General features: G+C 65.4%; 16 protein-coding genes. 5 read left to right on the top strand and 11 right to left on the bottom strand.

From position 1 onward, the window contains the following. Positions 1–73 precede the first annotated feature (73 nt). Entirely contained in the window at positions 74–763 is a 690-nt protein-coding gene (locus PV766_RS18670) for a DUF4238 domain-containing protein (RefSeq protein WP_421097629.1), read from the bottom strand. A gap of 406 nt (positions 764–1,169) precedes the next feature. Here PV766_RS18670 and PV766_RS18665 point away from each other — a divergent pair, with 406 nt between their 5' ends. Continuing rightward, complete coding sequence (locus tag PV766_RS18665; protein WP_421097621.1) at positions 1,170–1,751, top strand: DUF4352 domain-containing protein; 582 nt, start codon at positions 1,170–1,172, stop codon at positions 1,749–1,751. 104 nt (positions 1,752–1,855) lie between these two features. Here PV766_RS18665 and PV766_RS18660 read toward each other — a convergent pair whose 3' ends face one another. The 8 genes from PV766_RS18660 to PV766_RS18625 all read right to left on the bottom strand — a co-directional run bounded on the left by PV766_RS18660 (position 1,856) and on the right by PV766_RS18625 (position 6,325). After that, positions 1,856–2,413 (bottom strand): hypothetical protein, encoded by a 558-nt coding sequence (locus tag PV766_RS18660; protein WP_421097620.1) that lies wholly within the window; start codon positions 2,411–2,413, stop codon positions 1,856–1,858. 124 nt (positions 2,414–2,537) lie between these two features. Continuing rightward, the gene (locus PV766_RS18655) at positions 2,538–2,894 is read right to left on the bottom strand and encodes a helix-turn-helix domain-containing protein (RefSeq protein WP_421097619.1); all 357 of its coding nucleotides are present in this window, start codon (positions 2,892–2,894) and stop codon (positions 2,538–2,540) included. Next, positions 2,887–3,288, bottom strand: a complete 402-nt coding sequence (locus PV766_RS18650) for a hypothetical protein (RefSeq protein WP_421097618.1) — start codon at positions 3,286–3,288, stop codon at positions 2,887–2,889. Before PV766_RS18650 ends, PV766_RS18655 begins: the two co-directional genes overlap by 8 nt. Before the next feature lie 345 nt (positions 3,289–3,633). Continuing rightward, the gene (locus tag PV766_RS18645) at positions 3,634–3,879 is read right to left on the bottom strand and encodes a helix-turn-helix transcriptional regulator (RefSeq protein ID WP_421097617.1); all 246 of its coding nucleotides are present in this window, start codon (positions 3,877–3,879) and stop codon (positions 3,634–3,636) included. Between the two features lie 513 nt (positions 3,880–4,392). Next, complete coding sequence (locus tag PV766_RS18640) at positions 4,393–4,794, bottom strand: transposase (protein WP_421097628.1); 402 nt, start codon at positions 4,792–4,794, stop codon at positions 4,393–4,395. Positions 4,795–4,822: 28 nt separating this feature from the next. Continuing rightward, positions 4,823–5,065 (bottom strand): hypothetical protein, encoded by a 243-nt coding sequence (locus PV766_RS18635; RefSeq protein ID WP_421097616.1) that lies wholly within the window; start codon positions 5,063–5,065, stop codon positions 4,823–4,825. 151 nt (positions 5,066–5,216) lie between these two features. After that, complete coding sequence (locus PV766_RS18630; protein WP_421097615.1) at positions 5,217–5,936, bottom strand: hypothetical protein; 720 nt, start codon at positions 5,934–5,936, stop codon at positions 5,217–5,219. Continuing rightward, entirely contained in the window at positions 5,933–6,325 is a 393-nt protein-coding gene (locus PV766_RS18625) for a hypothetical protein (protein WP_421097614.1), read from the bottom strand. The genes PV766_RS18630 and PV766_RS18625 overlap by 4 nt, the downstream gene beginning before the upstream one ends. Before the next feature lie 667 nt (positions 6,326–6,992). On the opposite strand from PV766_RS18625, the gene PV766_RS18620 reads away from it, so the two are divergent. Continuing rightward, positions 6,993–7,616 carry a hypothetical protein gene (locus PV766_RS18620; RefSeq protein WP_421097613.1) on the top strand — a complete coding sequence of 208 codons (624 nt, stop codon included), beginning with the start codon at positions 6,993–6,995 and terminating at the stop codon, positions 7,614–7,616. 30 nt (positions 7,617–7,646) lie between these two features. On the opposite strand, the gene PV766_RS18615 is transcribed toward PV766_RS18620, so the two are convergent. After that, complete coding sequence (locus tag PV766_RS18615) at positions 7,647–8,279, bottom strand: TetR/AcrR family transcriptional regulator (RefSeq protein ID WP_252174094.1); 633 nt, start codon at positions 8,277–8,279, stop codon at positions 7,647–7,649. Positions 8,280–8,578: 299 nt separating this feature from the next. Here PV766_RS18615 and PV766_RS18610 point away from each other — a divergent pair, with 299 nt between their 5' ends. From PV766_RS18610 to PV766_RS18600, 3 genes are all read left to right on the top strand, one after another. Next, complete coding sequence (locus PV766_RS18610) at positions 8,579–9,040, top strand: MarR family winged helix-turn-helix transcriptional regulator (protein ID WP_421097612.1); 462 nt, start codon at positions 8,579–8,581, stop codon at positions 9,038–9,040. A gap of 94 nt (positions 9,041–9,134) precedes the next feature. Further along, positions 9,135–9,506 (top strand): hypothetical protein, encoded by a 372-nt coding sequence (locus PV766_RS18605; RefSeq protein WP_258261351.1) that lies wholly within the window; start codon positions 9,135–9,137, stop codon positions 9,504–9,506. 368 nt (positions 9,507–9,874) lie between these two features. Further along, positions 9,875–10,222: a hypothetical protein gene (locus tag PV766_RS18600; RefSeq protein WP_421097611.1), complete on the top strand. Its 348-nt coding sequence runs from the start codon at positions 9,875–9,877 to the stop codon at positions 10,220–10,222. Between the two features lie 91 nt (positions 10,223–10,313). Here PV766_RS18600 and PV766_RS18595 read toward each other — a convergent pair whose 3' ends face one another. Then, the gene (locus PV766_RS18595) at positions 10,314–10,886 is read right to left on the bottom strand and encodes a S41 family peptidase (protein WP_421097610.1); all 573 of its coding nucleotides are present in this window, start codon (positions 10,884–10,886) and stop codon (positions 10,314–10,316) included. Positions 10,887–11,262 lie beyond the last annotated feature (376 nt).

The following is an 11,262-nucleotide window of genomic DNA, read 5'->3' as shown; positions in this document are numbered from 1 at the left end:
CCCGCCCTCATTGGCGGTGCCACACGGGTGGGGAATTTCAATGAGCGTTACTGAGGAATTTCAGCGAGCGCCGTCACAGCGGATACAACACGACCGCACTGGGCATCACCCCGAGAGTGACCTCCCTGCCATGCGGAGGGCCGGCCAGAATCACCACCGGGTCATCGCACGTCACGATCGGCGCCGCAGTCCGATACACGGCCCACTCCCGCTGATACAGACTTCGGGCCACCGCACGGCGGACATCGGAGAACATCAGCGTGATCGCCTCGACCCGCGCATCCGGGTCTGTTCGGTCGAGCATGTCCTGAAAATCCGCGTCGGTCAGTCTCGGATCCAGTCGCCGATAGAACTCACGTTTCGCCGCGACCGGCCCCTTGATCACCACCAAGTGGCGTTCTCGGCTCACAGGTGTCCGCGTGATCTGAAGACCGAGGAAGACCGACAGGTCACGCTTGAGGTCATCGTCCGACATCACCCCCGAACCCCACTGCTCGAGTTGGTCGAGTCGATGCGCGCACTCGTCCTCGATACGGGACAGGTGCTTTTCGACCCACCTCAGCGGTTCATCCATCGTGCTGCCCGGCGCCGGCAATGAGTAGAAGTTCGTCTTCTTCGCAACCTCTTTCGGCGGCTGCGGCCGCAACACCTGTCGGCGGTCGGTGAGGGCGGGTTGCACCTTCCCGTCCACGGCCCACCGTTTCAGGTACATCTGCGGCACGTAGTGGTGTTCCTTGCCCTGCTCCCTCTCGCCCTGGCGCATGGACTCGGCGACGAACTCGTCCTCAAGCCACCGGTGTTCGAACCGCAGCGCAGTCATCGTCTGCATCAATTGCCCAGCCGTCATCGCCGCACCCCTGTTTCCTCGACGCCGTTCGATCGGACCCTTGTCCCGGCGAGGGACACCGCGGACCATAGCCGCGGACACCGACACCCCCGGGCACTCCAAGTGCGGTAATTAGGTCTTGACCTGTATTGACAACACGTTCCCCGCCCGATCAGCACGACCTGGTTTCATCCGTCGTTTCTCGCCTGTCTATCGGCCGACGCCCACACCCGGCGAGCCTGCTATCGAAGAGGGACACGGCGGCGATACACCGGTAGAGGGAATGGCCGGCCTCCGGGCGTTCGAATGCTAGGACCGGCGGTTCCGGAAGGAAGGACCGAACATGAAAAGGCGCATCCTCGCCACCGCCGCCGCGGCCGGTCTCGCAATTTCGCTCGTCGCATGCGCAGACAACGACACCACCACTTCCGGACCACCACAATCCGACAGCTGGATCGAAGGCCAGATGGGTCAGACCCCACCACCGAGCCCGGAAATCCCCGAAGTCGCGATGGGCGAAACCGTCACGATCACCCAAGAGCAGTACGGACCTACCCAAGGTGTCACCGGCACCGGAACGGTGACCGTGTCGGACTACGGACCGATCACCCCCGCACAGGCCGAGGCATACGTGCTGTCGCTGCACGGCAACGAGTACACCGCGTGGGTGGAAATCGAGAACCTGACAGGTGAGTTCGTCTACAACTCCCTGTATTTCGAGCTACACACCCCCGAAGGTGACATCGTCACCGCGTCGAGTCTCGCCCCGGACCCTGACCTCGGTTCGGGCAATATCCGGACCGGCGATCGGCGCCGAGGAACCATCATGTTCGAGGTCCCCCAGGGCATGACCCCCGACGAAATGGTCCTGATCGACACCGACGGCAGCACCACGATGGCAGTGTGGACCCTCAGCCAGCAGTAGCCGGCAACCGCAGCGCCGATACCGGACATGTTCATCTTCCGCGTCCCTTCCCCGCACCGGGGATGTGGCGCGTCGTTCCTGTCGGCCGGAACATGGAACATCGTTCAGGCGGTGCGGGCGATCTCCACAGCGAAGCGACCATCAACGGTCGAGGTCACGCGGGAGTCGATGTGGAGACCGGACTTGCGGACCGCGGCGATCTTTCCGGTGCGTAGGTCGCTGGCGGCGACGCTGGCCGCCTTACGCTTGTCGCGGTCATAGACCTTGTAGGTGAACCACTTTCCCGGTGCAGCTGAAGCCAGGGCATTGACCTTTGCCGCAGCGAACTCCTGCGGCGTCGGCGTCCTCTCGGGGACAGGTTGGGCACCGAACACCTCGTCGACGGAGCGGTGATCGGGTTCGCCGGTCAACTCGTCGAGCAAATCACGGTGCCGCGGATCGTCGAGCGCGCCGAGCTGCCCGGCCTCGACAATGCCGAGGCCGGTCGCGGCGTCGACCGGGGTCCAGTCGAGTTCGTTGTCCCAGTAGAAGTCCTGGCCGAGCTGGCGGTGCAGCACGAACCGGCCCAGGTGCGGGACATAGGCGTAGATCCGGGCAGCCTGGGTGTCCTCGTAGGCGAGCCACTGATCCTGACCGAGGTAACTGGCGGTGTAGAGGCTCATCGCGTGTCCCTTCCGAGATTCACCGAGACAACGACGTTGTTCGTAGCCGAGTTGCTCTGAACGGCGACGGCAGGATGCTGGGCGGGAGAAGATTCGTCACCGTGAGGAACGCGTTCGGGCGTGGCTACCGTCCGGCGGTGAAGGTGTCCAGATCAAGACTGACCTCCACACCGTCCTTCTCCACCACGATCCGTGGATGCTCCGCACCGGTCGCTGCCAGATACTCCCGCAGCGTCGACAACAACAGATCACTGCGGCGTTCGATCTTCGACACCGCTGCCTGCTCGACTCCCAACGCCTTGGCCACATCGGTCTGCGTCAACGCCCCAGCCTTCCGGATATCGGCAAGAGTCTCGACGTAGACGCGGTTCATCTGCGCGGTCTCGGCACGGATTTGCTCGACCTGCTCAGCAATCGCGGTCTTCGCGGTCAACTGGGCGATCCGGTCGTTGCCGCGCCGGAATGTGCGCTTGTCACTCATGATGCTCACCTTCGGTTTCCTTGATCCACCGTTCGATCGCCACGTCGGCGCGTGGGCCGACACTGTTGTAGAACACATCCCCCATCCGGGCCTTGTCGCCGGCGAACAACGCCACCACCACCACATCACTGCCGGGCGGGAACCAACAGATCACCCGCACCGCCACCCCCTCGTCGTACGGGTGCGAGGTCCGCCAGACCGGATAGCGGCCCGACTGACGTACCCGTTTGAGCCCCGGAGTCTCGGCCACAGGCGGTTCCTCGAGAGCGGCCAGATCGGCCAATGCCGCAGTGACATAGGCCAATACCCGCGTGGCGTGCGGGTCCCCGCCGTCGACCTTCTCCTCGAGACGGTCGAGGTAGGCGAAGAACTCCTCGGGCATATCCACGATCACACCCACAAGTATTCCCTTGACGGAGTATTCCGTCAAGGGAATAACCCGTACGATGAGTGCACAACTCACCCAGACCGAAGGACCATGGTCGGGGCGCGGCCGCCGTACACCGTCACCGGTCGACTCGAACAGCTATCCCCAGCTTTGTTGTGAAGGCGGTCAGCTCGCAGCGTGCTCCTGACCGCGGGCAGCACAAGTCCGTCAACTGCACGATGGCGCCTTCGACCGACTCAGGGCATCGAGGCGACATCGAGGATCATCCCCGCCTGCCCGGGACGATTCGTGTAACCGAGTTCGGCGAGATGCTCGTTCGCGACAGACGCCGTTTCGAATGGCGGTAGAGAATCACCGCTCACGGGAGACCGTCGACGAATCCGCCCAGAAGAACACCTCCTGTACGGGCCGGTCGAACGCGGCACTGATACGCATTGCCAGGTCCAGACTCGGCCGCTGGTCTCCCCGCTCGAGTGCACCGATCGTCTGTATGTGCGCCCCGCTCAGTTCCGCCAAGTGTCGGCGGGACAGTCCCTGTGTGCGACGTAGATCCCGAACAACATTGCCGATGCGACGTGCCGGTCCGTTCCGAGACATACAGTTATTTTAGAAAAACCCAACGAAAATTGGTTGTTTCAGAACTAAATGGTAGGTCAACTTAGCTGAAGCGGGTTGCGCCGGATCCCTGAATGACCGATCCCGCGCTCACTACACCGGGCAGGGCCCGGTATTCCCGCGCACCGGACGATGCAAGGGCCGTGGAGAATGTCGGTCCTGCCGGGGAGGTCGATAATTCAGCGGGATACGGACAGTTCAGCGCACGGACCTGTGATGTCGCCACGCTCGCAGGCCGGGGTCTGTCACAACCCTGGACGAAGCCCGACGAGAACACCGACTTCCTGGATCGACGGATCCTTCCGGCGGCCGGACCAGAGCGACCCAGCCCCATGAACCCTGCTCGGAGATCGGCATGGCGGGTATTCGACCGTCCGCGAACCCTTGCTGGCGATCGCGGACGGAGCCGACTCCCACGAAAATCGGGGTGACCACCACCGGTGAGGACAGTGTCCCGGGAGGAGGACGTTATCGCGCAGCGATCACTACGCGGTGTCAGTCAGTGGCATGAGGGTGACGCGGTAACCTAGGGCCTCGAGCTGGCCGATGGCGTGAGTCTTCGTTCTGGCCGGTCGGCAGGCGGTGTAATAGTCGGCTCCGGGATCGCGGTAGACATCGCCGTTGGTGAGCATGTGCCCGGCAGAGACGAGCATTGCATGCTCGAGCGCAAACGATTGCGTTGATCGGACCTCTGCGAGCGGCGAGCCGTTTGTACTCGGCCGAGAAAAAGGTGCCCTTCGAGCGGGACACGGCGAGGGCGGCAGTGCCGAGAGCGCCCTCGAGATGCCGGTTGCCGGGCCAGGTCTTGATGGATTTGATCCGGCCGGCGGATTCGTGGGATCCGGGTGCGGTGCCGGCCCACGACGCGAGGTGCGCGGCGATCGGGAACACGCTCATGCCGGCGCCGGTCTCGGCGAGGAACACCTCAGCAATGCTCGCCCATGAAGCCCGGGATGCTCGTCAACAGCTCCCGGGCCGCACGAAAAGGTTCCAACGCCTCGGCGATCCGGTCATCGAGAGCAGTCAGCGCCTGCCCGTACCGGTCGATCAGGTCCAGGTGCATGCGGATCAAGAACGCGTGATGGTCGGTGAACTGCCCGGTCGTCGCTTCGCCCCAGTCGCCAGCACGGACAGGACGTTGTGCCAGTCCGCATTTCGCTCGGACCACGGATCGCGCGGGACTTTCACCCGCTCACCGGCCTCACCACCTGCCGTTGAATCCGGTTGGCTCACCCTGTCCCACTCCCCTTTTCGGTCCACAACGATTCCCCGTCCGACCACCGGACGAGGCTGCATCGAGCGCGCCCGGCCCGCACCGATCAACGCCGCCCATCCTCACACGCCGCACGAAGACCGGAGGGTGCGCATCGAACTCGCGGGCTACCTGGTCGCGAGTTCAACGTGCCGACGCATCCGGTCCTCCGTTGCCGGTCCCATAAACTGGCAGCGTGTGCTACGGGTGGAGGAACGGGGCGGAGGTAGCGTTCTTCGTCCTGTCCTGGCTCGTTGCTGCGGCCGTTCCGGTCGCGGCGATGTCCACCGGGGACAGCTCCACCCTGCTGGCGGGCCTGCTGATTGCGATAGTCGCGATCGCCGCCCTCGTGGTCACCACCGGCGCCGACGATCCTCTGTTCTGCTTCGGACGCAGCGTCCGTGGTCCGACAAGTGAGGAACAACGCCGACGCGGCGAGCTCCGCCGCCACTCTCATCCCGACACGACCCGGCGCGATGGTGGGGAACTCACCCTCGTCGTCGTCGACGATCTCGTCGAGCGCGGCGCTGAGCTCGTCGCTCGTACGGGCGTAGGCGAGAACCTCGAGATAGCAGGACAGGTGGGTCGCCCCGACGTACAGGGTTCGCCACACCCCCGCCGGATCGTCCCAGCGGCCGGTGAAACGCCCGTCGGTGGCGAACTCCCACGGTGTCCACTCCCACGAGGTCGGCGGGTAACCGACCCGGTAGGCGGCCACACCGCCGACGTGGACGCAGCGGACATCACCGCGCAGGGTGGAGATCAGCGTGCGGTCCGGTGCGCTCATCCGACCGCCGCGAACTGCCGGGCCGCGGCGAGGACCTTCGGGCCGACGTCGGACAGCTCGCCTTCGCGCAGCAGCAGCGCCGGCGGGCGGTCGTCGAGGATCGGGTTCAGGCCCTGGAACCAGGTCTGCGCTACGGCGGGGGTGTCGCGTTCGGCGATCAGCCGGGCGGCGCGGTAGGCGATGCGCAGGCGTTCGACGTCGGTGTCGTTGTTGATGGTGCGGGTGCCTTCGGCCCACTGGCGCACCGCGCGGGTTTCCTTGACCTTGCCCAGGTAGGCGACGAGTTTGGCGCCGAGTAGGTCGCGCAGTGCGGTGACCAGCTGTGATTGGGTCATGCGGGCGGCGTCGTTGTAGGCGGCGAGATCGGGGCGTGGGCGAGCGGTTGTCATAGCAATCCACCTCCTGATCACATGGTAAATCACAGTCTTGATGCCGTCGAGGTTCCCACCTTGAGTGACTGTGCGGGGACTGCGCCGGGGTGGACGACTCCGAACAGGTCCGGCGTTCGGGCTCCGGGGCACAGTCCGACTGGAGGCAGCCGGCGATCCTTCCCCTCCGCATTGCCCGGCCTCACCGGTGCCGCTACGCTGTGCGGCGGTTGCTTGTGAACCGTTTCCCAGTGGCGACACTCACCGTGGCGCTGGGACAGAGACAAGTGATGTTCCCGAGTGTTCGGCTTGTGCCCACGTCTACAGAACCGCGTTGAGGTGAGCAACGCAGAGACTGGTCTGACACATGCCCACCATCAATTTTCAGACGTGCACCGGCGAATCGCGCTCCTACATCGCCTCTCGCATGCAACATCGCCCCTGCCCGGCGCTTCTCCACTCGACCGATCCCGCCCAGCAGGAACTCGAAGCCACCGTGTTCCGCGCCTTGGGAGAGATCCGAAACCCGTCCGCACATCCTTTCCACGTCAAACGCATCCGGTTGAGCAAGGCCCACGTGCCGATCGTGTTCCTGGACGGGGCGACCGGAAAGTTCGACGTCAGCGCCACCTTCCTCGAGGTCTGTCTCCCGGGCGCAGACGGCGGGAGTCCGGCGGCCGGATTCGGCGTGCGCATTCTGCACATCCACGGTCGTGACCTTGTGCTGGGCCTCGTCGAAACAGATGCACGCGTGATCATTCGAGGTTCCGCCGACACCGACTGGAATGCGCTGCGGAGCGCACATTCTCGTCAGGTGCAGGGCGACGGCACACCGCTGTGGCACGAGAAGCGGTGGACCCCCGCAGAGCTCGCGCTCAGGGACCATCGCTCATCGGTGTCACCGGAACCCCGCGTGCGGATGGAGTCGATGCTCCTGCGGAGGATCGCGATCTTCACCTCGTTCAGTTCCGCCCACCGCACCTATGCGTATGCCGGCGGCCCGGACACCACCAAGGTGTGGCTCGAATACGATCCGGCGGTATCGAAACGGCACGATGCGCTGGTGTCGCCGCTGACCGACCCGACCTGGGGCCTGGCTATGCGGGTCGAATCCGATGACTGCGCCTGCGCCACGGGCGGTATGTGCGTGACCGTGCTGACCACCGCGGCCGGCGACGCCACACTCAGGCTGCAATCCGTCGCCGATAGACCCGTCTGGGGGCGCGAGTACTTCGAGAAAATCGACGCGCCGCGAAAATGGCTGGACCGCGCGTTGCCCGTGGGCCTCACCCCACGCCCGCCGACGGGCTGAACGCCGACGACGCTGGTGGTGGCTGTGGGGTCAGTCGCTGGGGGTGGACGCGGCGGGGTGTGTGGTCAGGGCGGGCAGGACCGTGGCCATGATCGAGGCGGCGAACTCGGTCATCGGCTGCTGGGGATGGTCGGGTCCGTAGAACTGTTCGAGGAACGCCCGTAGGTAGCAGGCACCGGCGATCGATGCGGCGACTCCGTCGATGGGGGCGTCGGCGGCCACGGTGCCGGCGCGCTGTTCGTGCTCGAGGAATCGGGCCACGGCGGCGGGCAGCAGGGCCGGGCCGGCGCCGTGCGCGATGACGGCTTCGCGGTGGCGTTCGAGCAGGGCGGCGTCGGAGAACAGGGAGGCGCCGATCGCGAAGGTTTGCCGGTAGAAGGCGGTGATCTGCTCGATCGTCGCCCGCAGTCTGCCGTCGAGGGTGTCGGCGTCACCGGGGGTGCGGTCGGTGCGGGTGAGAATGTCGACGGTGGGCACTCGTTCGCGCAGGACGCTGAGGAACAGGTCGACCTTGTCGTCGAAGAGTTTGTAGATCATTGCTTCCGAGTAGCCGGCGGCCGCCGCGATCTGCTTGGTGGTTGCCTTGGCGATCCCGCGGTCGCGCATGATGCTCGCCGCGGCGTCGAGGATGCGATCACGTGCGGTAGGGGCGTGGTCGGGCATGCCCTGACGGTAACCTACGCTCTTGGTTAGTGAGTACCCACTAACCAGGGAGTCCGCATGCTGGTCCTTGCGATCGAGATCCTTCTCGTGCTCTGCGTTCTTCTCACCGCATGGTTCGTCGGATATGTGGTCTACCGCCTGGTCACCGACGAACAGCGCTGAACCCACCCGGCTGCGGGCACCCTCGCCGCAGCCGGTGAGCGCGCCACACCACCACCGTCGCGGCCGCGAGACACCAACGCCGCCGCCACCCGATGACCGCGCCGCACGGTGCGGGCACCAGCGTAGGGAGCACACGCATGAACACGACACCGCCGCTCGGCTACCTGATCAAATCCGTCGACAACGCCCTGCACCGCTATGTGGACCGAGCCCTGCGCCAAGCGCACGGTGTCGGCCGTGGCCACTGGCAGGCCCTGCGCACAGCACAGGGCGACCCCGATCTGACCCTCGAGAAGTTCTCCGCAGAAGCCGCCGCCTTCTATACCCCCGCCCGGATCGACGACCTGCTCGCCTCCCTGACCGACAACGGCTGGCTGCACCTCGATCCGGTCGCCCCGGGTACCACCGCCATGCGGATCACCGATGCGGGCCGCGAGCTGCTCGAGCAGATGAGCCGCACGCAAGCGCGCACCGCCCAGATCCTGTCCGACGGCGTCTCCACCGAGGACTACGACACCGTCCTGCGGACACTGACCACGATGCTCGACAACCTCGAGGCGGCGACATCGCGCTCCGAGACGAACCCGACCGCTCCCTGACCGGGTGATCGTCCGGGTGTGCTTCCACCGCACTCGGCGGATGCTCCGCGCGGATCCCGGACAGCACTCCTGGGGTCTTCGTTATGGTGCCGAGATGACCACTGCCGATGCTGCGCACCCCTCGTCCTCCACCCTCGACCTCGAGGGCAGGGTCTTCGCCGGTGTCAGCAACTCGCCCACCGGACAGGTCGGTAGCGCCACCCGTTTCCGGTACCACCAGGACAACGCTGTCATCTGGGCCGACTACGACGGCGGAGAGATCGTGCGGGGTTTCCTCGTCGGAACACGTGACGGTGAACGGCTGCACTTTCGCTACGCGCACCTCAGTGTCGACGGCACGACCGCGAGCGGAGTCTGTGACAGTCGGATCGAAGTGCTCAGCGACGCTCGCCTACGCATAGAAGAGGACTGGGCCTGGGAATCCCGCCCGGGCAAGGGCACGAGCGTGATCGAAGAAATCCGCTGACCCGTCTGTGGACCCGCTGCATCGACGGACGCCTACAGCACGAACACGAACCAGTATGGGATGCGCTGCGCTCTGCATAGATGACATGTCCCTTGCACCCCCGGGTGGAGAGTGCGCCGGCGGACACAGACACGAGCCCAACCTCGGCGGTGGTCACGGCGTCGGGGGCCGTCCCGCGGCCGCGCGGGACGATCCGGCGTCGGTCGAGGCGGGATCTCGTTGTCGTAGTCAGCCGGCATGATCGAGGACCACTGCGCGGGAAAGCGGCCGCCGGCGGAGACCCGGATCGACCTTGCGATCGCCGGAGCGACCGTCGGACATCGCCTGGCCGGAATGGAGCGAACCGTAAGAGACCGCAGGAGACTGTCGTGGACGGACCTGATCCCGGTCTGGACGACGTCATCGAGTCCGTAATTCGTTGTGGCGGCAGCACCGGCTATCAGATGGGACTCGACGATGCCGGCCAACTACAACTGACCGCAACGGACGATACGCCCGGCGATCCACCGGTGAAATTCGTCTTCAGTGAGCAGGAACTGTGGGACTACTACGTCAGCTGCACCGCGCCCTCCTCGATCAGCCGGGACACACCGTGGGAAACATGGCTCATGCTGATGTCGACTCGTCTCGACGAATCTGTCTGGAAGGCAACGACTCTGAACATGGAATGTGTCATCGCGATCAGCCCCTACGGATTCCACGTCGTGCCTCGATAGACGTGGGCGTGACACTCGTGATTGGTCGAATGCGCGCTGGACTGCCCCGACGGCATAGGCCCCTCCGAGGCGGTCGAAGCGGTGTCGTTGCTCAGTTGCATCCGCGATCGCGCAACCATTCCAGTGCGGCCACCTCCGCGCCGTCGCTGGAGGTGCGGTGATCGGCAGCGACGGGTTCCTCAGCGAGATTGACGCCGTCGCGGTCGACATACGTACTGTCGGTGAGAACCAACAGTGCTCCGTCGTAGAGCGGGTGCACCGAATTCGCTGACGTGTATCCCGCGCTGTCCGCCCCGAACGACCGGGTGTTGTCGAGGCCACGGAACGCCGTGAGCACCGCCTCACCACTCGAGACCGTGTCACCGTCCTGGAGCACCGCAACAGGCTGATCGGCGATCTTCGCGACAGCACCGACCGAGATGACGGTGCCACCCATCCCGGCACCGTCGTCGAAGATGGTCACGGGCATGTCCTCGCCCGCGCGGGTGCGAAAGGTCATCGCGGTCCCGTTCGGGAGCAGCGGGGTCAGGCCGGACAGCATCGGGTACATCGTGCCGCCGGCGTTGCCGCGCAGATCGACGATCCACCCGCAGGTCCGATCCGCCGCGCCGAGAATGCCGACCGCTGCGGCGTCGGCGTAGCGTTGCCGCAACTCGTCCGACACCGCGCAAGGCAGGAATCGTCACGGTGGTGATGCTGTCCACTGTGGTGACCGTAGGTTCGGAAAACTCGGCGGTGGCAGCCGAGGACGACCGGGCCGCTTTCGCCGGATCGAGGAAGTACGAGTGCTTCCCACCGGCCACTTTCACCGCCGTCGCCAACGGGCCATGCAACTCTTCGATACTCGCAGCGCCGTCGGCGGCAGCCCGCACACGGGCCCGCTGTGCCTCCCACTCCGGACCGGTCGCGTAGTAGCCGTTCTCCATCAGATCCAAAGTGATCTCGGCGTAGCGCTGCGGCGACGGCGCCCCCAGATACACACCGAAACGCGGACCGAACGCATGCACCGCCCACGCACCCGTCACCCCGACCAGCACCAC

This window comes from Rhodococcus sp. As11 (genome assembly GCF_048957735.1).
GTDB classification, from domain to species: Bacteria; Actinomycetota; Actinomycetes; order Mycobacteriales; family Mycobacteriaceae; genus Rhodococcus; species Rhodococcus gordoniae.
Note: the sequence above shows the minus strand (reverse complement) of the source record. Positions and strands in the feature narration are given on the sequence as shown.

Excerpts from the sequence above, each read along its gene's own strand:
- PV766_RS18610 (WP_421097612.1), top strand. The coding sequence starts at position 8,579 with ATGAACACGACACCGCCGCTCGGCTACCTGATCAAATCCGTCGACAAC.
- PV766_RS18625 (WP_421097614.1), bottom strand. The coding sequence starts at position 6,325 with ATGACAACCGCTCGCCCACGCCCCGATCTCGCCGCCTACAACGACGCC.
- PV766_RS18645 (WP_421097617.1), bottom strand. The coding sequence starts at position 3,879 with ATGTCTCGGAACGGACCGGCACGTCGCATCGGCAATGTTGTTCGGGAT.
- PV766_RS18670 (WP_421097629.1), bottom strand. The coding sequence starts at position 763 with ATGCGCCAGGGCGAGAGGGAGCAGGGCAAGGAACACCACTACGTGCCG.
- PV766_RS18615 (WP_252174094.1), bottom strand. The coding sequence starts at position 8,279 with ATGCCCGACCACGCCCCTACCGCACGTGATCGCATCCTCGACGCCGCG.
- PV766_RS18660 (WP_421097620.1), bottom strand. The coding sequence starts at position 2,413 with ATGAGCCTCTACACCGCCAGTTACCTCGGTCAGGATCAGTGGCTCGCC.
- PV766_RS18640 (WP_421097628.1), bottom strand. The coding sequence starts at position 4,794 with ATGAGCGTGTTCCCGATCGCCGCGCACCTCGCGTCGTGGGCCGGCACC.
- PV766_RS18630 (WP_421097615.1), bottom strand. The coding sequence starts at position 5,936 with ATGAGCGCACCGGACCGCACGCTGATCTCCACCCTGCGCGGTGATGTC.
- PV766_RS18605 (WP_258261351.1), top strand. The coding sequence starts at position 9,135 with ATGACCACTGCCGATGCTGCGCACCCCTCGTCCTCCACCCTCGACCTC.
- PV766_RS18665 (WP_421097621.1), top strand. The coding sequence starts at position 1,170 with ATGAAAAGGCGCATCCTCGCCACCGCCGCCGCGGCCGGTCTCGCAATT.
- PV766_RS18655 (WP_421097619.1), bottom strand. The coding sequence starts at position 2,894 with ATGAGTGACAAGCGCACATTCCGGCGCGGCAACGACCGGATCGCCCAG.